The 24618-nt window shown below is 63.8% G+C and carries 26 protein-coding genes; 11 read left to right on the forward strand and 15 right to left on the reverse strand.

Annotated elements, in window-relative coordinates; genetic code table 11:
• Positions 1–308: 308 nt before the first annotated feature.
• From EOA13_RS10375 to EOA13_RS10405, 7 genes are all read right to left on the reverse strand, one after another.
• The gene (locus tag EOA13_RS10375; RefSeq protein ID WP_127292076.1) at positions 309–1685 is read right to left on the reverse strand and encodes an MmgE/PrpD family protein; all 1377 of its coding nucleotides are present in this window, start codon (positions 1683–1685) and stop codon (positions 309–311) included.
• Between the two features lie 25 nt (positions 1686–1710).
• Complete coding sequence (locus tag EOA13_RS10380; protein ID WP_127292079.1) at positions 1711–2523, reverse strand: CoA ester lyase; 813 nt, start codon at positions 2521–2523, stop codon at positions 1711–1713.
• Entirely contained in the window at positions 2517–3359 is an 843-nt protein-coding gene (locus EOA13_RS10385; protein WP_127292081.1) for a MaoC family dehydratase N-terminal domain-containing protein, read from the reverse strand. Before EOA13_RS10385 ends, EOA13_RS10380 begins: the two co-directional genes overlap by 7 nt.
• Positions 3360–3370: 11 nt before the next feature.
• Entirely contained in the window at positions 3371–4501 is a 1131-nt protein-coding gene (locus EOA13_RS10390) for a CaiB/BaiF CoA-transferase family protein (protein WP_127292084.1), read from the reverse strand.
• Positions 4494–5234, reverse strand: coding sequence for an NAD(P)H-dependent oxidoreductase (locus EOA13_RS10395; RefSeq protein ID WP_127292086.1), 741 nt, complete (start codon positions 5232–5234; stop codon positions 4494–4496). Before EOA13_RS10395 ends, EOA13_RS10390 begins: the two co-directional genes overlap by 8 nt.
• Positions 5235–5243: 9 nt before the next feature.
• Positions 5244–6392, reverse strand: a complete 1149-nt coding sequence (locus EOA13_RS10400; protein WP_127292088.1) for an acyl-CoA dehydrogenase family protein — start codon at positions 6390–6392, stop codon at positions 5244–5246.
• Between the two features lie 104 nt (positions 6393–6496).
• Positions 6497–7432: a LysR substrate-binding domain-containing protein gene (locus EOA13_RS10405; protein WP_127292091.1), complete on the reverse strand. Its 936-nt coding sequence runs from the start codon at positions 7430–7432 to the stop codon at positions 6497–6499.
• 161 nt (positions 7433–7593) lie between these two features.
• Here EOA13_RS10405 and EOA13_RS10410 point away from each other — a divergent pair, with 161 nt between their 5' ends.
• From EOA13_RS10410 to EOA13_RS10430, 5 genes are all read left to right on the forward strand, one after another.
• Positions 7594–8106, forward strand: a complete 513-nt coding sequence (locus tag EOA13_RS10410) for a thiamine pyrophosphate-binding protein (RefSeq protein WP_164748823.1) — start codon at positions 7594–7596, stop codon at positions 8104–8106.
• A gap of 5 nt (positions 8107–8111) precedes the next feature.
• Positions 8112–8699: a thiamine pyrophosphate-dependent enzyme gene (locus EOA13_RS10415; protein WP_127292096.1), complete on the forward strand. Its 588-nt coding sequence runs from the start codon at positions 8112–8114 to the stop codon at positions 8697–8699.
• 8 nt (positions 8700–8707) lie between these two features.
• Positions 8708–10186 (forward strand): aldehyde dehydrogenase, encoded by a 1479-nt coding sequence (locus EOA13_RS10420; RefSeq protein WP_127292099.1) that lies wholly within the window; start codon positions 8708–8710, stop codon positions 10184–10186.
• A 90-nt stretch (positions 10187–10276) separates the two neighbouring features.
• Complete coding sequence (locus EOA13_RS10425) at positions 10277–11056, forward strand: SDR family oxidoreductase (protein ID WP_127292102.1); 780 nt, start codon at positions 10277–10279, stop codon at positions 11054–11056.
• A 4-nt stretch (positions 11057–11060) separates the two neighbouring features.
• Positions 11061–11510, forward strand: a complete 450-nt coding sequence (locus tag EOA13_RS10430) for a VOC family protein (protein ID WP_127292105.1) — start codon at positions 11061–11063, stop codon at positions 11508–11510.
• 46 nt (positions 11511–11556) lie between these two features.
• On the opposite strand, the gene EOA13_RS10435 is transcribed toward EOA13_RS10430, so the two are convergent.
• Complete coding sequence (locus EOA13_RS10435) at positions 11557–12210, reverse strand: GntR family transcriptional regulator (RefSeq protein ID WP_027167548.1); 654 nt, start codon at positions 12208–12210, stop codon at positions 11557–11559.
• A 106-nt stretch (positions 12211–12316) separates the two neighbouring features.
• Positions 12317–13495 (reverse strand): FAD-binding oxidoreductase, encoded by a 1179-nt coding sequence (locus tag EOA13_RS10440; protein WP_127292108.1) that lies wholly within the window; start codon positions 13493–13495, stop codon positions 12317–12319.
• A gap of 203 nt (positions 13496–13698) precedes the next feature.
• Here EOA13_RS10440 and EOA13_RS10445 point away from each other — a divergent pair, with 203 nt between their 5' ends.
• Genes EOA13_RS10445 through EOA13_RS10465 form a run of 5 tightly spaced genes read left to right on the forward strand, consistent with a single transcriptional unit; the run spans position 13699 to position 17926 of the window.
• Complete coding sequence (locus EOA13_RS10445) at positions 13699–14901, forward strand: pyridoxal phosphate-dependent aminotransferase (RefSeq protein ID WP_127292110.1); 1203 nt, start codon at positions 13699–13701, stop codon at positions 14899–14901.
• Between the two features lie 8 nt (positions 14902–14909).
• On the forward strand, positions 14910–15359 hold the full coding sequence (locus EOA13_RS10450; protein WP_127292113.1) for an acetyl-CoA carboxylase biotin carboxyl carrier protein subunit: 450 nt from the start codon (positions 14910–14912) through the stop codon (positions 15357–15359).
• Between the two features lie 5 nt (positions 15360–15364).
• Positions 15365–16738: an acetyl-CoA carboxylase biotin carboxylase subunit gene (gene accC, locus EOA13_RS10455; RefSeq protein ID WP_127292116.1), complete on the forward strand. Its 1374-nt coding sequence runs from the start codon at positions 15365–15367 to the stop codon at positions 16736–16738.
• Entirely contained in the window at positions 16728–17114 is a 387-nt protein-coding gene (locus tag EOA13_RS10460) for a biotin attachment protein (protein WP_127292119.1), read from the forward strand. Before accC ends, EOA13_RS10460 begins: the two co-directional genes overlap by 11 nt.
• A 38-nt stretch (positions 17115–17152) precedes the next feature.
• The gene (locus EOA13_RS10465) at positions 17153–17926 is read left to right on the forward strand and encodes a 5-oxoprolinase subunit PxpA (RefSeq protein WP_127292121.1); all 774 of its coding nucleotides are present in this window, start codon (positions 17153–17155) and stop codon (positions 17924–17926) included.
• A 17-nt stretch (positions 17927–17943) separates the two neighbouring features.
• Here EOA13_RS10465 and EOA13_RS10470 read toward each other — a convergent pair whose 3' ends face one another.
• The 6 genes from EOA13_RS10470 to EOA13_RS10495 are packed head-to-tail and all read right to left on the reverse strand — an operon-like array spanning position 17944 to position 23664.
• Entirely contained in the window at positions 17944–18969 is a 1026-nt protein-coding gene (locus tag EOA13_RS10470) for a proline racemase family protein (RefSeq protein WP_127292124.1), read from the reverse strand.
• Between the two features lie 42 nt (positions 18970–19011).
• Positions 19012–20043 (reverse strand): Ldh family oxidoreductase, encoded by a 1032-nt coding sequence (locus EOA13_RS10475; protein ID WP_127292127.1) that lies wholly within the window; start codon positions 20041–20043, stop codon positions 19012–19014.
• A 38-nt stretch (positions 20044–20081) separates the two neighbouring features.
• Complete coding sequence (locus EOA13_RS10480; protein WP_127292130.1) at positions 20082–21245, reverse strand: epoxide hydrolase family protein; 1164 nt, start codon at positions 21243–21245, stop codon at positions 20082–20084.
• Positions 21242–22222, reverse strand: a complete 981-nt coding sequence (locus EOA13_RS10485; protein WP_127292132.1) for a biotin-dependent carboxyltransferase family protein — start codon at positions 22220–22222, stop codon at positions 21242–21244. The genes EOA13_RS10480 and EOA13_RS10485 overlap by 4 nt, the downstream gene beginning before the upstream one ends.
• Positions 22219–22881, reverse strand: coding sequence for a 5-oxoprolinase subunit PxpB (pxpB, locus tag EOA13_RS10490; protein WP_127292135.1), 663 nt, complete (start codon positions 22879–22881; stop codon positions 22219–22221). Before pxpB ends, EOA13_RS10485 begins: the two co-directional genes overlap by 4 nt.
• Before the next feature lie 6 nt (positions 22882–22887).
• Complete coding sequence (locus EOA13_RS10495) at positions 22888–23664, reverse strand: SDR family oxidoreductase (RefSeq protein ID WP_164780043.1); 777 nt, start codon at positions 23662–23664, stop codon at positions 22888–22890.
• Between the two features lie 238 nt (positions 23665–23902).
• On the opposite strand from EOA13_RS10495, the gene EOA13_RS10500 reads away from it, so the two are divergent.
• Positions 23903–24538, forward strand: a complete 636-nt coding sequence (locus EOA13_RS10500) for an RraA family protein (RefSeq protein WP_127292137.1) — start codon at positions 23903–23905, stop codon at positions 24536–24538.
• The last annotated feature ends 80 nt before the right edge of the window (positions 24539–24618 follow it).

Raw genomic sequence — 24618 nt, forward strand, 5'->3', positions numbered from 1 at the left:
TTATGGTGGGCTCCCGAGGACGGCCGATCAAACTGCTTTACAACACAGGGCGGCGCGAAAAGAATCGAACTGCCCGCTATGCGCTCGTTCGCAATTGACGACCAAATTCAATAGCGTTTGTTCAATCTTCGCAAATGGCAGCAATGCGCTTCAAGTCGGCCGTTCGACACTGGGTGATCTCCCGAAAGCTGACATCGCCTCTGAAGTCAAGTGTGGTCGCTCCTGCGCACGACGCCCCCATAGCACGACCGGCCGCGAGCAATTCTCCATCCGTTCGGGCGGGTGCAGTCCTTCGGCGCGATAGCGGGCTAACTCTCAGCAAATATTTCCGCCGTGCTCCCGGGCTGACCGAGCCTCCAGATGCGGGCTATGCAGCGACGCATCTCATCAGCGGTGGCGCCGCCTCGGAATTCGGCGAGGCGTACAGCCTTGGCTTCCAGTTCCTGTTTCGAAAGGGTGTTGCCGGGATCCCCCTTGGGCTCGTCGACGCGGGCATTGAATTTGCGGCCGTCAACGGTCGTGACGCTCACCTTGCCGACCCACTGCTTGGGATAAAGGGTGTCGACCTCGGCGTCGAGTTCCATCCGGACCTTGGCGCGGAAACGGGCGACGCGGGTGTCGGCAAGTGCATGGTGTTCGAAAGCATCGAGGTCGGCGACGCCGTGAACGGCGATCAGCCCCAACACCGTGCCCATGGAGAACTTCGCCTGATGGACGGTTTGAGGGATGTCTACCGCGCCCAGGACATCCATGGCGCCTTGATGAACATGGGTCACCACATCAGTGATGTCGTCCGGACCGAGCCCTTCGCGACGCATGAGAGACTGCAGCGCATCGGCGGCCGGATGGGTGTGCCGGCAGGCGGCGTGCCATTTGAAGGACGTCTCCTCGGTTACCCAACGGCTGCCGAGCCCGTCCGTCAGGCGGGCCGGATCGGCGTCGCTGGACATGCCGGCCGCCATGCCTCTTTTCCCTTCGAGGATCTGCTCGGCCCCCCTGAAGCCATCGCGCGCCAGATAGGCAGAAAACAGGCCGTTGGCGGCCGCTCGCGCCGTATGAAGCTGCTTGGAATCGGCGGCGTCACGCAGAAACTCCCAGAGACCTGCCGCCTGCGTACCGGCCGAGCCGACAGCATGGTTGAGCCCGGCTGCGTCCAGCCCGATCAACCTGCCGACAGCCGCGGCCGCGGCGACAGCGCCGGCGGTGCCGGTGGTGTGGAATATCTCGTAGTGCGAGCGTCCGAGGAATTCTCCTACGCGGATGCCCACTTCATAGCCGGCGATGCAGGCAGTCAGGACTTCGCGGCCGGTCTTCCCCTCAGCCTCCGCAACCGCCAAAACGGCCGGAAAGATCACCGCAGCCGGGTGAAAGACCGAGCCGTTGTGAACGTCGTCCTGTTCCACGATATGCGAGGCCGCCGCATTGACCATCGCTGCGAAATAGGGGCTTGTGCGCCGCCGCGTCGGGATGATGGTGCTTGGGCCGTCCGCCGGCCCCATGGCACGCGCAAAGCCGTCGATCATCTCCACCTGGTGCGCGCCCTTGCCGGCCAGCGCCGAGCCGAGCCAGTCGATCATCAGTCCTTGCGCGAAATGAACGACGCGCGGCGGAATTTGCTCGAAGTCGAGTCCGGCGATGAAGGCGCAAAGTCTGGCGGTCGGCCAATCGGCGGTGTCCAGGTTCATCCGTTGCTCCTCCCCTGCATGCCCTTTAGACCAAAGTGGCCCGGCGCAGGACCTGCCTTGCACGTTCGATGACCGGCCGATCCACCATCTCGCCGTTCACCTGGCTGGCTTCGCCTGATGAGGCCGCGCCAATGATGTCGCGTGCCCATGTGATGTCATTTTCGCTCGGGCGAAAGCCATTGCGAATCGGCTCGATCTGCCTCGGGTGGATGGCCATCTTGCCTCCGAAGCCCATCTTCATGGCGTGGCGTGCGTCATCCTCGGCGATTTCGGGACTGCTCAGGTCGGTCGTCACGCCGTCGATCGGCGCGGCCCGGCCAGCCGCGCGCGAACGCCAGACGATTTCGTTGCGGGCCGCAAGCAGCATCAACCGGTCATGCGCGCAACCGAGATCGAGCGAGAAGTCGACCGAGCCGAAGGCGACGGCAACGACGCCAGAGGTGGCCAATATGTCTGGCAGGTTGGCGAGGCCGACGGCGCTCTCGACCAGCGCGATGACGGAAACGCTGCGTGCCATGTGCTTGGCCATATCGGCAATGTCCTCCGGACGTTCGGCCTTGGGCAGCATGATGGAGACGCCGTCGAGGCGCCGCACGGCGTCGATGTCCGCTTCGTGCCAGGGTGTTCCCGCGGCGTTGATGCGGACCACAACGGCGGATTTCAGCGTGGCCGCATTGGCGAGAATCGCTTCGCGAGCGCGGTCCTTGTCGCAAGGGGCTACGGCATCCTCGAGGTCGAGAATGACCGCATCCGCGCCGCTGCTGTCGGCCTTGGCAAAGCGCTCCGGCCGCGAGCCCGGCACGAAGAGCGGCACGACGGGCATGACGAAGTTCACCATTGCGCCATGGCCTTCACCGTCACATGGCCGTCGGCCGACCGTGCCTCGAGAGCCATGCCGTCCTGGCCTGGGGATGTTGCGCTCAGAAGCAGGCGCTGTGGGCCGCTCGCCGGATGGACGCCGCGGAATGAGAAGCGGCGCGGCGACGTGCCCACAATGGCGGTGGCGAAATTCATCAGCAGCGTCGCCTGCAGCGGGCCATGGATGACGAGCCCGGGATAGTGCTCGACCCCCATGGCGTAGGGCGCGTCGTAGTGGATGCGGTGCCCGTTGAACGTCAGCGCGGAATATCGAAAGAGCAGCACGGGATCGATGTCGATCGTGCGCTCGTGCGATGCGGCCAGGGGCGAATTGGCCGGCGGGGCAGGGGGCGCAGCAGCGGCTTCGGCGCCGCGATAGACGATGGTCTGGTCCTCCTCGATGATCGGACCGGAATCGTTGGCGATGTCGTGCCGGACCGTGACGAAGGTGAGCGGGCCGGTGCGGCCCTGTTTCTCCTCTATGGCGGTCAATGTCGAGTTGCGGCGGATGCGGTCGCCAGAGCGGATCGGCGCCATGAAACGCACATCGCTGGCAGCCCACATGCGGCGTGGAAGCGACACCGGCGGCAGGAAGCCGCCTTTGGCCGGGTGCCCGTCAGGTCCGAGTTCTCGCATTTCGGCAATGTCGGGTGTCAGGCACCAGTGCAGTCCGGGCGCGGCCGCGCCCTCGGCAGTCTGCGCCGCGTGGTCCCCAAGCGTGGCGCCAAAGCTGGCCAGCAGGCGCGGGGTCACAACGTCCTCGACCTCGTGCGTGCGTCCAACCCATTTCTGCAGTGTGGTTGTGTCCAGGCTCATGAGTTTCCTCGTCAGGGGGCGAATTCGGACCGGATCCGGTCCGTATCGGCGCCAAGCGCGGGGACGCTGGGAACCGTTGCAAATCCCTCCGGCCGCCCTGCAGGCATGGGTACTGCGATGCGCTTGCCGTCCGGCAGTGCCACCTCCGTCCGGCGGAGGGCCTTGTGGTGCGGCAGGTCGCGCATTGCACTCACCCGGCCCCAGGCGATCTGCGCCTCGTCGAGACGGTCTATGGCCTCGTCGCAGTCGATTGCCGCGAAGATCGGTTCGATCACGGCGTCGAGCGCCGCGCGGTTGGCAACCCGCCAGGTATTGGTGGCGAAGCGTTCGTCGGCGAACAGATCCTGCCTTTGCAGCACGAGCGTGCAGAAGCGCTTCCATTCATTGTTCTGCTGGATGGACACGACCACGCTGCCATCCCGACAGGCATAGGGTCGATAGGGGTAGATCGAAGCGTGCGCCAGGCCATATCTCTGGGTCTCACGGCCCGCATATTCGTAGTGCAGCAGCGGCACGGTCATCCAATCGGCCATGGCGTCGAACATGGCAATCTCGACAATGCGACCGCGCCCAGTCTTCTGGCGCGCCAACAAGGCTTCGAGGATCGCTGCATGGGCATTCATGCCGGTGGCGATGTCGGCGGCGGAAACCCCGACCTTGCTCGGCGTGTCCGGTGTGCCGGTAACGGCGCAGATGCCGCTTTCGGCCTGCACCAGCATGTCGTAGGCGCGCATGGCCGCGTAGGGCGTGTCCTGCCCGTAGCCGACGATGTTGATGGCTATCAGCCGAGGAAACTCTTTCGCAATTGTATCGGCCGAGAGGCCGAGCCTGTCGATGGCGCCCGGCACGAGATTCTGCACGAGGACGTCGGCGCGCGCGACCATCCGGCGCAGGAGAGCCAGGTCGTGCTCGGTCTTCAGGTCGAGCGCCGCGCTCTCCTTGCCGCGGTTGAGCCAGACGAAGTAAGCCGACATGCCCTCCACTGCGGAATCGTAGTGACGCGCGGTTTCGCCTTCCGGGCGCTCGATCTTCACGACGCGTGCGCCGGCATCGGCAAGGCGGACCGTGCAGAGCGGAGCGGCGACGGCCTGCTCGATCGAAACGACAAACAGGCCCTCCAGTGGGCGGGCGCCGTCAGACATTGCGCTGCACTCCCGAGCGCGCCAGCACACCAGGCTTCAGCCGCTCGTTCTTGCCGTAGTCCTCGGCTGCGTGGAAGAACAGATGCGGCGTGCCATCAATGTCCTCGAGCCTCTTGCGATAGGCTTCCAGATAGGCCTTGCGGCCATCGTCGCCGACACGGCCCGGCATATAGGCGACGAAGGGCGGCAGCACGTCGAAGCCGGAATAGCGCAGCAGACCATTGTGGATCGGCCACAGCACCGTGAGGATGTCGCCGTCGATGCCATCGGGCGCGTAGGTGTCGGCCGACGTGCCCGTGGTGGCGGCCACCATGGCGAGCTTTCCCCTGAACATGCCGGTGTCGTATTTGCGGCCCGGCAGATAGGCGAAACCGCGCGCGAAGACGCGATCGGCCCAGCCCTTGAGCATTGCAGGCATTCCGAACCACCAGACCGGGAACTGGAACAGCACGAAATCCGCCCGCTTCAGCTTGTCGACCTCGGCGTTTATGTCGGCCGAGAGTGCGCCGGCCTCGTAGGCGGCGGTCTGTTCGCGCGGCAGGCTGAAGAAGTCCGGATCGTTACGCTCGCCCGATACGTCGCCCGGCCCTGCGACAGGATTGAAGCCCATCGCATAGAGGTCGCTGACGACCACATCGTGGCCTGCGCGGGTCAAGGTTTCCACAGCCAGATCCTTCATGGCGCCGTTGAAGGATTTTGCTTCCGGGTGTGCATAGACGATGAGGACGTTCACGGACGACTCCTAGTAGGAACGCGGCAGTCCAAGCACGTGCTCGGAAAGGTATGACAGGATGAGGTTGGTCGAGATCGGCGCGACCTGATAGAGACGCGTCTCGCGGAACTTGCGCTCGACATCGTATTCTTCAGCGAAACCGAACCCGCCATAAGTCTGGATGCAGACATTGGCGGCTTCGTTCGAGGCGTCGGCCGCCAGCATCTTGGCCATGTTCGCTTCGGCGCCGGGGTTCTTGCCGGCCTCGTAGAGGTTCAGCGCCTCGCGCACCATCAATTCGGCTGCCCGCATGTTGGCGTAGGCCCTTGCGATCGGAAACTGGATGCCCTGGTTCTGGCCGATCGCCCGGCCAAACACATGCCTTTCCCTGGCGTAGGTGCTTGCCTTTTCGATGAACCATTTCGCATCGCCGACGCATTCGGCGGCAATCAGGATACGCTCGGCGTTCATTCCCGAGAGGATGTAGCGGAATCCCTTTCCCTCTTCGCCGATCAGGTTTTCGGCCGGCACGCGCAGATCGTCGAAAAAAACTTCGGTGGTGGCATGGTTCATCATGGTGGGGATCGGCCGGATGGTGAGGCCGTTGCCAACGGCTTCGCGCATGTCGACGATGAGGACGGAGAGGCCGTCGGTCTTCTTCATGCCATCCTTGAGTGGTGTGGTCCGCGCCAGCAGCAGCATCAAATCCGAATGCTCGGCGCGGCTGGTCCAGATCTTCTGGCCCTTGACCACGAAATGATCGCCGTCGAGGCGAGCAGTGGTCTTGAGCGCGCCGGTGTCAGTGCCGCTGCTCGGTTCCGTGACGCCGAAGGCCTGCAGACGCAATTCTCCCGCGGCGATCTTCGGCAGGTATCGCTGCTTCTGCGCTTCCGAGCCGTGGCGAACAAGCGTGCCCATCGTGTACATCTGGGCATGGCAGGCGCCGCCATTGCAGCCGGCGCGCTGGATTTCCTCCAGCACGGCAGCGGCGGCCGAAAGCGGCAGGCCCGAGCCATCATACGCCTCCGGGATCAGGATCGAGAGCCAACCGGCCTGCGTCAGCGCTGCGACGAAGTCACCGGGATAGGTCATTTCCCTATCGAGTGCGCGCCAGTATTCTCCGGGAAAGCGCGCGCACAGCCTGACGACGGCATCGCGAATGTCCTGATAGGCTTCCATGAGGTTTGTCCGGGTTTCGTCTTGCTGCGGGCCTCACTATCGCGCCTCCATGTCCTGTCAGCAATGCAGAGCGGACGTGAGCAGATATAACGGAATTCGAATGCTTATGGTGGAGGGCCGAGAAGCTGGCCGACCCAGACGGCCCGCCCGACAAGATCCTTGGCGATGTCCTCTATCGCTTGTCCGGCAAACCGCGCCAGCCGCGACGCAGGCCGGTCTGCCGGGTATGCAAGGACCAGGCGGCGCACCGGCACCGGGTCGATCAGCGGCGCGGCGGTGAGCAGCCCCGCAGCCACGTCGGCATGGATGGGGGCGAGCGGCAGGATCGTCCAGCCATGGCCGTTGCGTACCAGGTCCTTCAGCGCCGAATACGAGTCCGCTTCGATGCCGACATCGAGCGTGATGCCGGCATCCGTGGCGCAGCGTTCGACGATGATGCGCAGCCCATGCTTGATGCTGGGCAGCAGCAGGCGCTTGCCGGCGAGCGAGGCGAACGATACGGCGCGCACGGTTGAAAAACCCGCATCTGGCGGTCCGATCAGGAAGAGGTTTTCCAGAAGCAGCGGGCGCGAGCGCAGCGAACGTGCCATGCGCGGGTCGTAGAGCACCGCGACGTCCACTTCGCCTCGGTGCAGCCAGTCCAGCAGATAGCCTGTGTAGGCGCTGACAAGCCTGAGCTTGGCCTTGGGGTGGGCCTTGCCGAAGGCGGCAGCCAGCGGCATCGAAATAATGTCTGCAACGGTGGGTGGCAGGCCGATGGCGACTTCGCCGATCAGCGGTGCGTCGGCGGGCGTGGCTGTAGCGCGGATCTCGTCGATCTCGGCCATCACGCGCATGGCGTGTGTCAGCACCTCCTTGCCTTGCTCGGACAGCACCATGCCGCGTCCATGGCGCAGGAAAAGGGCAAAGCCCAATTCCTCCTCCAGCATGCGCACCTGCCGGCTGAGCGCCGGCTGCGCAATGTGCAGCCGGTCGGCGGCCTTGCTGAGGCTGCCGAGTTCGGCGACGTGGATGAGGGTGCGTAGCTGCGATAATTCCATGAGCTATCGAATACCATTATATCTGATCACCAGAAAGAGCCGAAGATTGCATCGGTCAAGCGCGCTAGTCTGATGCCAGTCCAATATCTCGGAGATGCAAGGTGACGGCGAGCATACAAGCAAAACCTCCGCAAGCAGCAGCGCCTGCCGCCGCTCCGACCGTGTCTGAAAGGCAGTGGCCGGATCAGGTCTATGAGGTGCTCAAGGCTGCCGGCATCAGCCACATGTCCTATGTGCCGGATGCCGGTCATACCACATTGATCCGCCTTTTCAGTGAGGATCCCGAAGTCGTCACCAATGTGCTGACGACGGAGGAGGAGGGCATCGCCATCGCAGCAGGCTCCTGGCTCGGTGGCAAGCGGAGCGTCGTGCTCATGCAATCCTCCGGTGTCGGTAATTGCATCAACATGCTGTCGCTTCCCGTGCAGGCGCGCTTCCCCTTGCTCGTCCTGGTGACGATGCGGGGCGAATGGGCCGAGTTCAACCCGTGGCAGGTGCCGATGGGACAGGCGACCGAGGCCTCGCTGAAGGCGATCGGCCTCAGGGTGCTGCGCGCCGAGACCGGTCCCGACCTGGTGGAGACGGTGGCGCAAGCAGCCTTGATGGCTTTCGACGCCGACCAGCAGATTGCCGTGCTGATCGGACAGCGGCTGCTCGGCAAGAAGAAGTGGTGAGCGACATGAATTTACCGACGATGGACCGCCGGGTTGCGGTGAAGAAGCTGCTCGACGCCCGCGACGGCGCATTGGTCGTGACCGGTCTCGGCTCGCCGAGCTACGACGTGCATGCTGCCGGTGACCGCAACGACAACTATTATCTGTGGGGCGCCATGGGCGGTGCTGCGCTGATCGGCCTCGGGCTTGCCCAGGCCCAGCCGCAGAAGCGGGTCATGGTGATCACCGGAGATGGCGAACAGCTCATGGCGTTCGGCTCGCTGGCGACGATCGCGGTGGCGCGGCCGAAAAATCTCGACCTGATCGTGCTCGACAACCAGCATTTCGGCGAGACCGGCATGCAGTCGAGCCATACCGGCAAGGGCATTGGTTTAGATAAAGTCGCCGCCGCCTGCGGTTTTTCGAAAACCGCCGAGTTGCGCTCACTAGAGGAGGTCGACACGCTCTGTGAAGAGCTGCGTCGTCCAGCCGAGGGGCCACGCCTTTTCGTGCTGAAAATCACTGCAGAGAACTTGCCGCGCTCGCTGCCGCCGCGCGACGCGGTCGAGGTCAAGAACCGCTTTCGCGCCCATCTGGGCTTCGCCACTTGTTGAGGTCCAATATGCCGCTGGTCAGCTTCCAGAACACGGTCGGTGGTCGACTCCAGTCGAGCGCCGATACATTCGAGAGCCATGATCCTTTTACCGGCAGACCCTGGGCGCTGATCCCGCGCGGTGGACAGGCCGAGGTGGACGCCGCCGTGGCGTCCGCCAAGGCGGCTTTCCGGTCGAAGGAATGGGCCGGCATCACGCCCACCGCGCGGGGCAAGCTGCTCGTGCGGCTGGCCGATCTGATCGCCGAGAACGCGGATCGTATTGCCGCCATCGAGACGCGCGACAATGGCAAGCTGCTCACCGAAATGACGGCACAGCTGCGCTATATCCCGGAATGGTTCCGCTATTTCGGCGGTCTTGCCGACAAGATCGAAGGGTCGGTGCTGCCGATTGACAAGGCTGGCATGTTCGCTTTCACCCGCCACGAGCCGCTGGGTGTCATTGCAGCGATCGTGCCCTGGAATTCGCCGCTTTTACTCCTGACATGGAAGCTCGCGCCGCTGCTGGCGGCAGGCAACACTGTCGTCATCAAACCGTCGGAACACGCCTCGGCCTCGACGCTGGAGTTCGTGAAACTGTTTGCGCGGGCAGGCTTCCCGCCCGGCGTGGTCAACACCGTTACCGGCATGCCGCTTGATGTCGGCGCGCCACTCGTCTCTCATCCCGACGTCGCCAAGATCGCCTTCACCGGTGGTGAGCCTGGCGGGATCGCGGTCTATCGGGCGGCTGCCGAACAGCTAAAAGTCGTCACGCTGGAGCTCGGCGGCAAATCGGCCAACATCGTCTTCGACGACGCCGATATCGAGAGCGCGGTCAACGGCGCGATCTCAGGCATCTTCGCGGCCAGCGGCCAGACCTGCATCGCGGGTTCGCGGCTGCTGGTGCATCGCAAAATCCACGACCGGTTCGTGGAAGGCGTCATAACGCTGGCGGCCAGCGCTCGATTGGGCAATCCGGCGCTGCAAGAGACGCAGGTTGGGCCGATCACCACGCAAGCCCAGCGCGAGAAGGTGCTGTCCTATCTCGGCATCGCGCGCCGCGAGGGTGCGCTTTGCGTGCTGGGCGGCGGCAAGCCGGCCTCGGGTGAATTGGCCGAGGGCTGGTTCGTCGAGCCCACCATCTTCACCGGCGTCAACAACACCATGCGGATCGCGCGCGAAGAGGTGTTCGGACCGATCCTGTCGGTCATTCCGTTCGACGACGAGGACGAGGCTTTCGCCATTGCCAATGACAGCCCCTATGGGCTGGCGGCGGGAATATGGACCAGCGACATGGGCAGGGCGCTGCGCGGCGCGGCCGCGATGGAAGCGGGGATGGCCTGGATCAATTCATACCGTGCCGTCTCCTACATGGCGCCCTTCGGCGGCTACAAGAGGAGCGGTATCGGGCGCGAAAGCGGGCAGGACGCCATCAATTCCTATCTGCAGACCAAGACGGTGTGGATAGACACCGCAGGCAAGACCGCCAATCCCTTCGTTATCCGCTAGGCTAGGCTTCGGTGGGAGAATCCCCATCCCTAGCCTCGGCCCATGCTCCCTGAGACGGTGGCCGACTTACAAATGATCGAAGGATTGGACATGAGACAGGCAGGCAAGGTGGCGGTTGTCACAGGCGCGGCGCGCGGCATCGGACGCGCTTGCGCGGAACGCTTTTGGGCGGAAGGCGCGAAGCTCGTGCTCGGCGACATCGATGCCGTGGAGCTAAAAAAATGTGCCGCTGAAATCGGCACCACCGACAGCGTCCTGGCAGTCGTTACGGATGTCAGCAAGAAGGACCAGATCGATGCGCTGGTTGCCGCGGCGGTGGCGAAGTTCGGCCGGGTCGACATCATGGTCAACAATGCCGGCATCGCTCCGGTCCAGGACTTTCTCGACATCAGCGAGGCGGACTATGACAGGGTTCTCGCCGTCAATCTGAAGGGCGCGTTCATGGGCACCCAGGCCGCAGCCCGCCAGATGATCGCGCAGGGTGGTGGTGGCGTCATCATCAACATGTCGTCGATCAATTCGGGCCTCGCCAACCCACGCGTCGCCACCTACGCGATCTCCAAGGGGGGCATGAACCAGGTCACCAGCACCGCAGCCGTCGCCTTCGCTCCCCATGGCATCCGCGTGGTCGGTGTCGGCCCGGGCACCATCGCCACGGACATGGTGATGGACGGGACATTCATCGATTCGGAAGAAATGCGACGGGCGGTTCTTTCGCGCACACCGCTCGGGCGCCTCGGCACGGCAGCCGAGATCGCCTCGGTCGTGGCGTTCCTGGCCAGCGACGACGCTTCCTACATCACCGGCGAGACGATCTACCCCGACGGAGGGCGCCGGGTGCTGAACTATACGGTCCCGATCAAGGAGTGAGCATATGGGTAATTTCGACAAGCTGCATCACATCTGCATCGTCGTGCACGATATCGACAAGGCGCAGGCCTATTATGATTCCATCGGCATCGGGCCATGGGAGTCCTATCCGCCGCTGGCCGAATACGAAGAACTGCAGGTCCCAAGCCCTGAGGGTTTCAAGGCGATGCAATACCGGATCTGCAACCTGCCGAACGTTCAGCTGCAACTTTGCCAGCCGAACGGCGATCCTTCACCGCAGCGCATTCATCTCGACAGCAAGGGTGCAGGCGTCTTCCATATCGGCTTCGAGGTTCGTGATGCGGACGCAGCCGAAACCAAGGCGAAAACCGACGGACTTGCCGTGCTGATGCGCGGGCGCCGGGAAAACCGCACCGGCTTCACCTACTACGACACAGCTGACAAGGCAGGCGTGATCCTGCTGACCCGCGCAACCAATCTGCCCGGCAAATGATCTTCGCGCTAAGGATTGGGGCTGAACGAGGAGACGGGGCGACGGATCAGCTGCCCCGCAATTCCTGAAGCCGGTCGACCAGGAATTTGCCGCTGGTGATGATATGCATTTCCAAAAGGCCGACGGCGCGCAGCGTATCCTTGGCTTCGCACAGGTCGATGAGCTGCCAGTGGTCGCGGTCGGACTGGGCCTGAATCTCGGTGAGCGTCACCATCATGCGCGTGTAGCGTTCCAGCTGCTGGTAGATGCGCCCGACCAGTTCGATCGTCGCCTTGCGGCCGGACGGTGCGTAGAGCGCGGCGTGGAAGTTCCAGTTGAGCTGGTTCGAGTACTCGCCGGTCTTGCCCTGCTCCTGGTGCTGCTTTGCACGCTCCCGGGCCAGCGCGAGGTCTGCCTCCGTCATCCTTGGAATGGCCAGGGCCAGCAGCCATGTTTCGATCCGGGCTCGCAATTCGTAGAGCTCGAGGATCTCGTCCAGGGAAATGGAGGTGACGACGGCGCCCTTGTGGGAAACCAGCGTGACGAAGCCTTCCGAATGAAGCTGATGCAGCGCCTCTCGCACCGGAATTCGGCTGACGCCGAACTCGGTGGCCAGATGCTCCTGCCGCAGCTGGAAGTTGGCCTCGTATTCGCCGATCAGGATCTTCTGCCTGATGGCATCGGCGACCTGGGTCGAGATGGTTTTCTTCTGTACGAGCATGAATCAGCCTGAGGCGGCGGCCGTGTTTGTTGACTGGCGCCGTTTTGATTGAAGAAGTGGACGCATAGCACCGTTGTCACTGCGATGCCATGTCGCCCGTTTCGCTTCAGTAGACATGTTCCTCGATAGGCTGATTGCCAGCGATCCGTTCGTAGCGGAAGGCCGACAGGTCGACAGAGCGGTACTCGCCATAGGCAATGAGATCACTGACGCCCGACCCGGTCGCCGCTGCATGCATCATGCCGTGGCCGCTGAAGCCGGTGGCCAGGACAAAGTTCGACACCTCGGGATGCCGGCCGATGATGCCGCTGTGGTCGAAGGTGTTGTATTCGTAGAGCCCCGCCCAGGCGCGCAGCATGCGCAATTGTTCGAAGCCGGGCACGCGATGGGCGAGCGCCGGCCAGATCAACTCGTCGAACAGGTCGTAATCCACATCTAGGCCAAAATCGTCCGGCTCGTTCTCGCGCACCGGCGGAATACCGCACAGGAAGAGCTGACCTTCCGGCCGCAGCCAGAAGCCGCTCGTGTCGAAGACGAAGGGGCAGTTTTCGATCCTTGCCGGCGTTTCGAAGACGAAGACGCAGCGCTTGCTCGGGACAACCGGCAGCTCGGCGCCGGCCATCCTGGCAATGCCCGCGCTCCATGGTCCGGCCGCGTTGATCACCGTGCCGGCGGCAAGCCGGTCGCCATTGTCAAGCACCACTTCGCCGACCTTTTGGGGAGACGCCATGGTCAGTCCGGTCACCGTCGCGGCAAGATAGTTCACGCCCTGCGTGCGCGCTTTGCGGCGGAATGCCTGCATCAGGCCGGGGCCGTCGAACCAGCCTTCGCTGCCAAGGCCGAGCGAGCCAAGGGCGAGATCGTCCGTGTTGAGCCACGGGAAGCGTCGTGCCAGATCGACCTGCTCGATCAGTTCGGCGTCGACGCCCATGCCGCGCTGAACGCGGTTCTTGGCACGTTGCGCGTCTGCGCGCTCGGGTGTCGCCAGCACGAGGTAACCGGGCTCATGCAGGCCGATGTCGGCCAACTCGTCGCCGATGGCAAGCCGCGTCTTTACCTTGCGCAGGAAGTCGATGCTGAACTTCGACATGGCGATGTTCGGCGCCGTGCCGAACTGCTGGCGGATGGCGCTGGTCGACAAGGAAGACGAGGAGGCCGTGTAGTAGGGATCCCGTTCGACCACCGCGATACTGCCATCGAAATCCGGATTGGCCGACAGGAAATAGGCGATCGAGCTGCCGACAACGCCGCCGCCGACGATCACCACATCATAGTTTGTGCCCATACCAATCGTGTTCCCTATCTCAAATATCATCCGTGGCGACAAGGATTGGATATCTTCCTCTATCGGTCCACCTCCAAAACGAGACATAACCCGGTCTTCGATGCAGAAAAAGAGGTTTGACGTGAAAAACAGAATACATTATCCAATTTGTAACAGATATCACCTGCCCGGCAACGTCGCGGCAGCCATGCCGAGGATTTCCCGTGGGCCTCATCGCTCCCCGTCTCGACGTCATCAAGCCAAGTCCCAGCATGGCGGTCACCGCGCGGGCAATCGAAATGCGCTCGGCCGGCATCGACGTCATCAGCCTGAGCGCCGGCGAGCCGGATTTTCCAACGCCTCCGCACATTGTCGAGGCAGCCTACGAGGCGATGCGCAGGGGTGAAACGCGCTATACGGCGGTCGACGGCACCGCCGCGCTGAAGAAGGCGGTGGCCGGGAAATTCAGGCGCGAGAACGGCCTCGACTACAAGCCTTCGCAAATCAGCGTCGCGGGTGGCGCAAAGCAGATCATCTACAACGCCATGCTGGCAACGCTGGCGCCGGGTGACGAGGTGATTGTCCCAGCGCCCTATTGGGTTTCCTACACCGACATCGTCCTACTCGGTGAAGGCAAGCCCGTGGTCGTTCCCTGCACGGAGGCGCAGGGCTTCAAACTGACACCGCAAGCCCTGCGAGCCGCGATCACCGGGCGCACCAAATGGCTGCTGCTCAACACGCCTTCCAACCCGACAGGCGCCGTCTACAGCCGCGACGAACTTGCGGGGCTGGCGGGGGTGTTGCTCGATCACCCGCATGTGCACGTTCTGACCGACGACATCTACGAGCATATCCTGTTCGATGGACGTACGTTCCATACCATCGCCGGCGTCGAGCCGAGGCTGAAGGACCGTACGCTGACAGTGAACGGGGTGTCGAAGGCCTATGCCATGACCGGCTGGCGGATCGGCTATGCCGGCGGGCCGGAACCGCTGATCCGCGCCATGGCGACCGTGCAGAGCCAAAGCACGTCGAACCCGTCATCCATCTCGCAGGCCGCGACCATCGCCGCACTGGAAGGTGCCCAGGACTTTCTTCGCCCGCGGGCACTCGAATTCCAAGCGCGGCGCGACCGCGCTCTGGAGCTGCTGCGCAAGATTCCCGGCCTTACCTGCCAGACGCCCGAGGGCGCCTTTTATCTCTATCCCAATTGCTCGGCCCTGATCGGCCGTCGCCGCCCGGACGGCACTCCTATCGGCAGCGACGACGACTTCTCGCTTTACCTGCTCGATCAGGCGCGGGTCGCGGTGGTGCAGGGCTCTGCCTACGGCCTGTCGCCGCATTTCCGCATTTCCATAGCCACGTCGATGGACCTGATCGAAAAAGCGATCGGGCGTATCGCCGAGGCTGTCGAAGCGCTGCGATAGGGCCGGCGATGGATCTCGACTTCGTCCAGAAGCTGATCGAATTTGTCTCGCGTTCGCCCATTGCCGAGTTGGAGATCGAGCGCGATGGCGTTCGTATCCGCATGTCCAGGCAGGGGGTGCTGGCGCAATCCGCGTCGCAGCCTTCGCAGCAGTCGGGGTCAGCCGCCGGCCCTGCCGTCTTCACAAATCCGGCTTCGACAGCTCCGCCCATCGCGCGGCATTCGATCCGCGCGCCGCTGACCGGCGTGTTCTACCGTTCCGGCACCGAAGGCGAACCGCCGCTCGCTTCGGTTGGCGATGTGGTCGTGGAAGGGCAGAAGGTTGGTGTCCTCGAAGCCATGAAGACGTTCAATGTCGTGGAATCCGATCGCGCTGGGCGGATCGTCCAGATCGCGTTCGACGACCATGCCGCCGTGCAGTCCGGCGATGTGCTGTTCGTTCTCCAAGATTTGGGCTAGCGGCGATGTTCGACACCGTCCTTATCGCCAACCGCGGTGAAATCGCGCTGCGCATCCTGCGCGCCTGCCGCGATCTCGGATTGAAGACGGTGGCGGCGCACTCGGAAGCCGATGCGAGCCTTCGCCATGTCGCGCTGGCGGACAGGGCGATCTGCATCGGGCCGGTTGCCGCGACGGAGAGCTATCTCAATATCGCCGAGATCATCGCGGCCGCGCAACTCACCGGCGCGGGCGCGATCCATCCGGGCTATGGTTTCCTCTCGGAAAACGCCGCCTTCGCCGAGGCCGTCGAAAATGCCGGCCTCGCCTTCATCGGGCCGTCGGCCGCGGCGATCCGCACCATGGGCGACAAGGTCTCCGCCAAGCACACGATGATCGCTGCCGGCGTTCCCTGCGTTGCAGGGTCGGAGGGGGCGCTGCCGCAGGACGAGCAGGCAGTGCGCGCCATTGCCGAGGCCATCGGCTATCCGGTCATCGTCAAGGCGGCGGGCGGCGGCGGCGGGCGCGGCATGCGCATCGTGCGCGAGCAGCACGCCCTGATGGAAGCCGTTTCAATGGCGGTGAAAGAGGCGGACCGGGCCTTCGGCAACCCGCAAGTCTATCTGGAGAAATTTCTCGAGCACCCGCGCCATATCGAGATCCAGATTCTGGCGGACAAGCATGGCAAGGCGGTGTGGTTAGGCGAGCGGGATTGCTCCATGCAGCGCCGCCACCAGAAGATCATCGAGGAGGCGCCGGCGCCGGGGATCGCCCGCGAGGCGATTGCCGAAATCGGCGAGCTGTGTGCCCGCGCATGCCTGACCATCGGCTATACCGGCGCGGGCACGTTCGAGTTCCTCTACGAGGACGGGCGCTTCTCTTTCATCGAGATGAACACCCGCGTGCAGGTGGAGCATCCCGTCACCGAACTCGTCACCGGCGTCGATATCGTGCGCGAGCAGATCCGCATCGCCCGGGGCGAACCCCTGTCGTTCAGCCAGCAAGACATCCGCATCCAGGGCCACGCTGTCGAATGCCGCATCAACGCTGAAGATCCATATAGCTTTCGCCCGCATCCGGGCCGGGTCGAGCGCTGGACGCCGCCCGGCGGCCCGGGAATCCGCGTCGAATCGCATCTCTACTCCGGCTACACCGTGCCGCCGCACTACGATTCCCTGGTGGCGAAGCTGCTGGCGCATGGCGCGACGCGGGCCGAGGCGATCCGGCGCATGAGCGGCGCGCTGGCTGAGATGGAAGCTGTCGGCATCGCCACCAACGCGCCGCTCCACGGCCTCCTGATGGAGGAGCCCGGCTTTGCTGCCGGCGGCTTCGATATCCATCATCTTGAACGTCTCATTGAAGGCGGTCTGCTCCAGGGACGAGGCGGCGATGACGATTGAGGAGATCGAAAGGCTGGCCGCCTGGTGCGCAAGCGCCGGCATGGGCGAGATAGAACTGTCGGACGCCGGCTTTTCGTTGCGCCTGCACATGCAATCCGTTGTTGCCTCGAACCCGGCCGAAGCCCCGAAGGCCGAAACGGTCTTTAAGGGCGTGCGCGCGCCCGGCGTCGGCGTGTTCCGTCTCGATCATCCAACGACCGGCCACCCGGTGGTCGGACTTGGCCAGGCGGTCCGCAAGGGTGAGACGGTCGGCGTCCTGCAAATTGGCCCATGCCTGAAAGCAGTCGTGGCGCCTGCCGACGGCGTGCTGGGCACTGCGCTGGCCGAGGACGGAGCGGTCGTCGGTTACGGCACGCCACTCTACGAGCTGGTGTGAAGGCAAAGGCGATGGTTCGAACCACTGAGGAAAGCGCCATGGCGGCCAAAGGATTGCAGGTCGATATCAATTCCGACATGGGCGAGGGTTTTGGAGCCTACAGGCTCGGCGACGATGCGGCGATCCTCGACATCGTCAGTTCCGCCAATGTGGCCTGCGGCTTTCATGCCGGCGACCCCGAGATCATGGCGGCCACGTTCTCGATGGCGCGCGACAAGGGCGTTGCCGTTGGCGCGCATCCGAGCTTCGCCGATCTGTGGGGGTTCGGACGCCGCATCATTCCGCATTCCATGGATGAGATCGAAAGGCTGGTCGCTTATCAGATCGGCGCAGCGCAGGCGCTTTCCACCTATGCCGGCCATCCGATCCGCTACGTGAAGGCGCATGGCGCGCTAGGCAATCTTACCCAGACCGATCGTGGCGTCGCCGAAGCGGTGACGCGCGCGGTCAAGGCCGTCGATCCCGGCCTGATCTGCCTGGCCATTGCGCTCGGCTTCCAGGACAGGATCGCGCGCGACGCGGGTCTGACGGTCAGGTCCGAAATCTTTGCCGACCGCGCCTATACGGAGGAAGGCTTTCTTGTCTCGCGCAAGCTGGAAGGCGCTGTCATCCATGACGCCGAGAAGGCGGCGGAACGGGTCGTGCGGATGGTCAAGCAAGGCGCCATCGAGACGCTTTCCGGACAGATGCTGCAGACGCCGATCGATTCGATCTGCGTCCACAGTGACACGCCGGCAGCCGTCGCCATCGCCGCGCGCGTCCGGCGACGGCTGGAGGCGAGCGGCGTCAGGGTCAGAGCGTTCGCGGCCTGAGCACGGCCGGGTCCGTTTCAGAACCAGACATCGCTGAGGCGATGTCCGCGCGGATAGGGATCTGTCGGGTCGAGGCCATATTGGCCGATGCTGGTAATCCAGGCCTGTCCGGCGATGGTGACCACGACAGCGTCGCGATCGCCAACACGCGCATTGGCGATCACGCGGGAATCGAAATGGGTCCCGATGATGGACCTGTTGCGGAACAGCTCGCCCTTGGCGATCTGCCCCTTTGCCGACATCACCGCAAGCCGCCCGGTGGTGCCGGTGCCGGTCGGCGAGCGGTCGAGCCTGCCATGCAGGCACACCGTGCCGTTGATGCTATCCACGCGCCCGTCGATGCGCTCGATCGGACCTTCGAAAATCACGTTGGACACGTCGCGGATCTTCGGGTTCTCCGGATGCACGACCTTGAGCTGCTCGTTGACCGCCTTCTTGATGCGTTGGCCCATCAGCGACATCTGGTGGGCCTCGTCGGGTGTTATGGAAAAGCCCAGTGCGCGGGCGTTCACATGGGCGAAAGTCATGCCGCCATAGGAGGTGTCGACGGTGATCGTGCCGAGCCCCTCGACTTCGACTGGTGTGTCGAGGTGGAACGCGAAAGCCGGTACATTGGTGAACTCCACCTGCTTCACCTTGCCGTTCTCGCAGAGACAGCGCACCTCGATCACGCCGGCCGGCGCTTCCATGCGCAGCAATGTCTCAGGCTCCTTCATCGGCACCATGCCCGTTTCCAGCGCCACTGTGGCGACGCAGATGGTGTTTGAGCCAGACATGGGCGGGTATTCCGTGCTTTCAATTATGACGTAGCCGAGATCCGCCGAGGGATCGCAAGGCGGCAGGATGATGTTGCCGTTGACGTAGGGCGCACCGCGCGGCTCGAACAAGAGCAGCCCACGAATGTCGTCCATATGCGCTTCGAGATACTCCTTCTTTTCGAACATGGTCTTGCCCGGAACGTCCTTGACGCCTCCGGTGATCACATTGCCGACTTCGCCCTCGGCATGGCAGCCGACGACCGTGAATGTTTTCGTCCAGCGCATTTTTCTCCTCCTGTGATCGGTCTTGGCCCTGGCGATACCGATTCAGACCGCGTCGAGCCCCCGTTCGAGAAAACGATCAAGTTGTTCCATTTCCTGGTGCGAGAGGACGATACCGTCGCGCCCCGAGGTCTCGCGGGCTAGGAACCGCCTTTGCGAGGGTAGGCGCGCACCCTGGCCCAAGATCGCCTCGAACAGCGCTTCAGCACGGCCCAGCGGATTGCCGGGCCGGCCGGCGGCGAAGGCTTTCGGCGAGAAAGCGATGACCAACTCTCCGTGCGACGGATAAAGCGTCGTGGTGCCAAGCAGCTCGAGCGCCTCGGGGCTGGTCAGGTCGCCGATCATGATCCCGGCGAGCAGTTCGATCATCGTCGCGATGGCGGAGCCTTTGTGCCCGCCGAAGGGAAGCATGGCGCCCGCCAGGGCAGCTTCGGGATCGGTCGTTGGCCTGCCATCCGAATCCATGGCCCAGCCTTCCGGCAGCTTCTTGCCTGCCCGGCGGTGGAGCTCGATCTCGCCGCGCGCGGCAACCGAGGTCGCGAAGTCGAAAACGTAGGGAGGCTGCTCTTCTCGCGACCAGCCAAAGGCAAAAGGATTGGTGCCCAGCAACGGTCCGCTGCCGCCGGTCGGAGCGACTGTGGCATAGCTCGGGCACATGGCCAGGCCGGCAAGGCCTGCCTGGGTCAAGGCTTCGACCTCCACCCAAAGGGCGGAAAAATGCACGGCATCGTTGATCGCGAGCGCGGCGATGCCGCAGGAGCGTGCCCGCTCGACCAGCACCGGCAGGCCCAGTTCGAAGGCCGGGTTGGCGAAGCCGTGCTTCGCATCCACTTTCACAATGGCGGGAGCGTCTTGCGGCAACAGTTCGGGCACCGCGTCTGGGTTTACCTTCCCTGCCTTGATCGTTCGCAGCGCGCCTTCGATCCGGTAGACACCATGCGACTTGCAGGCATCGCGTTCCGCCGCGACGATGACCCTTGTGATGGCGCTGGCCTGGATGGGGTTCAGTCCGGCCTTGCGGAAAATTGCATCGACGCGCTCATGCAAGGCATCGATGGTGAGGACGGTATTGTTCATTTCTGGCCTTCGGGTTTGGCTGCGCGCAAACGCTGCCTTTAAAAATCCAGACCGCCGGCAAAGGCTCTTATATCCTGTGCAAGCAAAGCGGGCTGCTCGAGGGCTGCGAAATGACCACCGCGCGGCATCGCTGTCCACCGGCGGATGTCCGGAAAGACGCGCTCGACCCAGCTCCTTGGCGGCATCGGCAGCTCTTTGGGGAACAAAGCCACTGCGAGCGGGACGTGGATCGCCGTGCCGGGCGCGAATGCAAGCGGGCGGGCGCGCGTTTCCCAATAAAGCCGCATCGACGAAGCGACGGTCCGGGTGAACCAGTAGAGCGAGATGTTGGCGAGCATGTCGTCGCGCGAAAAAGCGGCGTTGGCCAGATCGCCATCGCAATCGCTCCAGTCGCGGAACTTCTCGATCATCCACGCCGCCAGTCCGACCGGCGAATCCGTCAGCCCATAGGCAAGCGTTTGCGGGCGCGTCGCTTGAATATGAGCATAGGCGCCATGAAGATCCGCCCATCCGGCTTTCCGTTCCAGGAAGGCGCGTTCTTCCGACGTCAAGTCGCCATCCGGGCTTGCATCGTGGGGCGGTGAGAATGAGCCGGGGATGAAATTGAGATGCACCCCGGCGAGACTGTTGGGATGCAAATGCGCTAGGCAGGTCGACACGCTAGCGCCCAAATCCCCTCCCTGGGCGAGATATCGCTTGTAGCCGAGACGGCTCATCAACTCGGCCCAAAGATCGGCGACGGTGAACAGGTTGAGGCCAGGCCTGGTCGGCCGGCTCGAAAAGCCATAGCCGGGAATCGAGGGGACCACGACATTGAAGGCGTCCTCCTGCCTTCCGCCATGCGAAAGCGGATCGGTCAGAAGCGGGATCAGCTCATGAAATTCGAAGACGCTGCCTGGCCAGCCATGGGTGAGTATGATCGTTCTGCCGGTCGCGACAGCGGCGCGCGCATGGATGAAATGGAGGGTTTCGCCGCCGATATCCGCCTGGTAGTGCGGATGGATGTTCCAGGCGGCTTCCTGCTTGCGCCAGTCGAAGCCGGTACGCCAGTGCTGCATAAGCCGGCTCAGTTCCTCGTATTCCGTTCCCTGCGCCCAGCCTATTGCCTGCAGCTGGTCCGGCTCGCGCCAGATCGAGATGCGCTTCTTCAAATCATCGATTTCAGACTGGGCAATCTCGATGGTGAAGGGGCGAATTTTCATGGAGCCCTCTGCTCGCCGGCCATGAGGTTGCGGGCGACGATAAAGTCGCGACGTTGCTGCCGGTTCGCGCGAAGCGCTTCCGTCGACGCTTCGATCGAGACTGCTGAGAAACGCAGGCGCGCGCCGACCGGCGCTTGCGCCAGCCGCCAGAGGTCGGCTTCGATCACCGTGGCCATCTTCGGATAGCCGCCGCAGGTGTTGGCATCGGCAAGCTGGATGATCGGCTGGCCGGACGGCGGGACTTGAACAGTTCCCGGCACGATGCCGTGGGACAGCAATTCCAGCGGCGAGAGGAGGGAAAGCGTCGCCCCGGCAAGGCGATATCCCATACGGTTGGCGTCGTTGGTGATGCTCCATTCGCTGCCGGTGAAAGCCGCCTGGGCCTCCGGCGTGAAGGCGTCGAACTCGGCGGCCGGCAGAACCCGCAATTCGATTGCCGAGGCCAAGCCGTCCGCCGCGCCTCGTCGCTCCTCCAGCGCCGCGCCGATGCCGCCCGCGGGGAGGCGGCATTGCGCAGGGTTGAGCGCAAGCCGGTCACCGCGCGACAGGCCGCGTCCAGCGAACCCGCCGAAACCGCCTTTCACATCCGTCGCGCGCGACCCCATGACGGGCGGCAGATCGAGCCCGCCGGCGAAGGCGATATAGGAACGAGCGCCGATGCGCGGGGCTTCGAGGACAAGGGTCTCGCCGGCGCGGATCGTCGTGGCCCACCAGGGAGGGCAGGGCCGATCGCCGACGCTGACGGCGCAATCCGCGCCGGTGACGGCGACGGCGGTGTCGATATGTACGCGCAGCCGGAACGGATGAAGCGCGACCTCGATCCCGGCGGCCGAGGGATCATTGCCCAGTATCAGATTGGCGATCGCCAGTGCCTGCTTGTCCATGGCGCCGCCATGGCTGACCCCCAGCGCCAGATGACCGGGTCGGCCGAGATCCTGGACCGTGTTCGGCAGGCCGGTGGTAAGGATCTCGATCATGCCTCGATCCCTGCGATTGCGAATCGGATCTTGTCTCCAGGCCTGAGCAGCACGGGCAATTCCGTTTCGGCGTTGAACAGCTTCACGTCGGTATGACCGATTATGTGCCATCCGGATGGCGCGGTCATCGGCATGATACCCGCCTGCACGCCGCCAATGATGACGGCGCCCTCAGTGACTTTGAGGCGAGGCGTGCTGCGCCTTGCCCAGGCAAGCCGCGGGTCGAGACCGGCCAGATAGGGAAAGCCCGGCATGGCGCCGATCGCGGCGACGGTGTAGGCGGCCGCCGCGTGGCGGCTGACGGTCTCGTCGACAGACAGGCCGCAATGCGCGGCCCAGCCGGCGAGGTCCTCGCCGCGAGTTCCGCCATAGCTGACGGGAATGGTATGATGGGTGCCTGCAACCGCGTCGGCGTCGGTGCAGACCCAGAGCGACATCAGCTGACCGCCAACGCTGTGGGCGTTCGTAACGAGTGGGTCAAATACCACCAGCAGGTTGTTCATGCCGGGAACGGCCTCGCGCACGCCCTCGAGGCGCAGCGCGGCATTCGCTACCGCCCAGACCAGCTCCTGCGTGGCATCATTGAAAGCCCCCTGGACGCCATCGAGCAGCAGCGCGCCTGATCCCGCAAGGCTGATGTGGGGCGTACCGACAACCATGGGCGGTCAGTCCTTCACCGGCACCGTATAGTTCAGGATCAGGCGGCCGCCATCCGGATAGATGGTCTGGCCGACAATATAGGAAGCGTCGTCGCTGGCCAGGAACGAAGCGACGCTGGCGATCTCCGAAGGCTCGCCGCAGCGGCCGCTTGGCGTGCGCGACAGGATGGTCTGGCGCTGCGCTTCGCTGGCCATGACCGAGCTCTTGACCATGTCGGTCAGGATGGTGCCGGGGCCGATGGCGTTGACGCGGATGTTATGCGGGATCAGTCCGACGGCCATCACCGCCGTCAGCTGCTTGATGCCACCCTTGGACACGGCATAGGCGACGGAATTGGGAATGGCCAGAATGGCGTTGATCGACGACATGTTGATGATCGAGCCGCCGCGTCCCTGCGCGATCATGGCTCGTGCCGCGGCCTGCCCGAGCAGGAAGGGCGCCTTGAGATTGACGCGCTGAACCAAGTCGAAGGCTTCCTCGGGGAAGTCGACGAAATCGTCCAGATGGATGATGCCGGCATTGTTGACGAGGACGTCGACGCCGCCGAATCGCTCCGTGGCCTTGGCAACAATATCGGCTGCCATTTCCTGCGTGCATTCGGAGAGATCCGCCGATAGCCAGGCGGCACGCTCGCCCAGACGTTCGGCATGCTCGCGCCCGCGATCGGCCTGTACGTCGACGAGCACCACCTTGGCGCCATCGGCATGAAAGCGCTCGGCGCAGGCAAGGCCCAGCCCTTGTGCCGCCCCGGTGACGATCACGACTTTTCCTGCATGCTTCACAGCCAATTCCCTTTTTACAATCATGGCGTTTATGGATATGTTATCCAATCTATCTTGAACTTTGCCGCCATTGCAAGCCCCGGATACGTGGATCTATCAGGTCGGTTCTGGAGCAGTGTGCCATTCCTGAGCCGCTTTCGCTTTTTTCTGCCGACCATCGCAAGGTTGGTTGACTCCACCGAATTAAGTGTGATTGGATACTATATTCATAAAGTGCCGACGAGGAGGAGTGTAGGCGATGGCGGATGGATCTCAGGAAAGCGAACTGATCGACGCGTTCCGCGCCCTTGCGACGCCGTTGATCAGCGACAATCTCGCTCGTGTCCCCGGGGCTCTTGGGTTGCGTCCGTTTCATCGGGTGAGCGGCGTCATGGCGGGGAGGGCGCTGACGGTCAGGACCCGCCCCGGCGACAACCAGTTCATCCATCGTGCGCTCGATCTGTTGCAGCCCGGCGATGTCATTGTCGTCGACGGCGGTGGCTATGAGGGACGCGCGCTGGTCGGCGAAATCATGACTAGTGTCGCGGCTTCGCGCGGCGCCGCAGGCATTGTCATCGACGGCGCCATTCGCGATGCCGGCGCCATCGGCCGCAATCCGTTCCCATGTTTCGCGCGGTCGGCCATCCATCTCGGACCTTACAAGGATGGTCCGGGAGCCATAAATGTTCCCGTCTGCATAGGCGGCATGGTCGTCGGTCCGGGCGACATCGTCGTGGGTGACGAGGATGGCGTCGTGGCATTTCCAATCGAAGATGCCGCGGCTTTGCTGGCCGCCGTCAGGGCGCAAGAAGCGCGTGAGGCCGAGATCATGCAGAGCATCCGGGAGAACCGCTACCAGGGAGCCTATGCCCGGGCTGCCGGCGGCAGTCACTGATCGGCGGATCAGGAGCCTGCGGGTGACAAATCGCGTGGCCGGCTAGCGATCTTGCTCAACATAACCGCTCCGCAGCTAAC

The organism is Mesorhizobium sp. M7A.F.Ca.US.011.01.1.1 (genome assembly GCF_003998295.1).
Classification (GTDB): domain Bacteria; phylum Pseudomonadota; class Alphaproteobacteria; order Rhizobiales; family Rhizobiaceae; genus Mesorhizobium.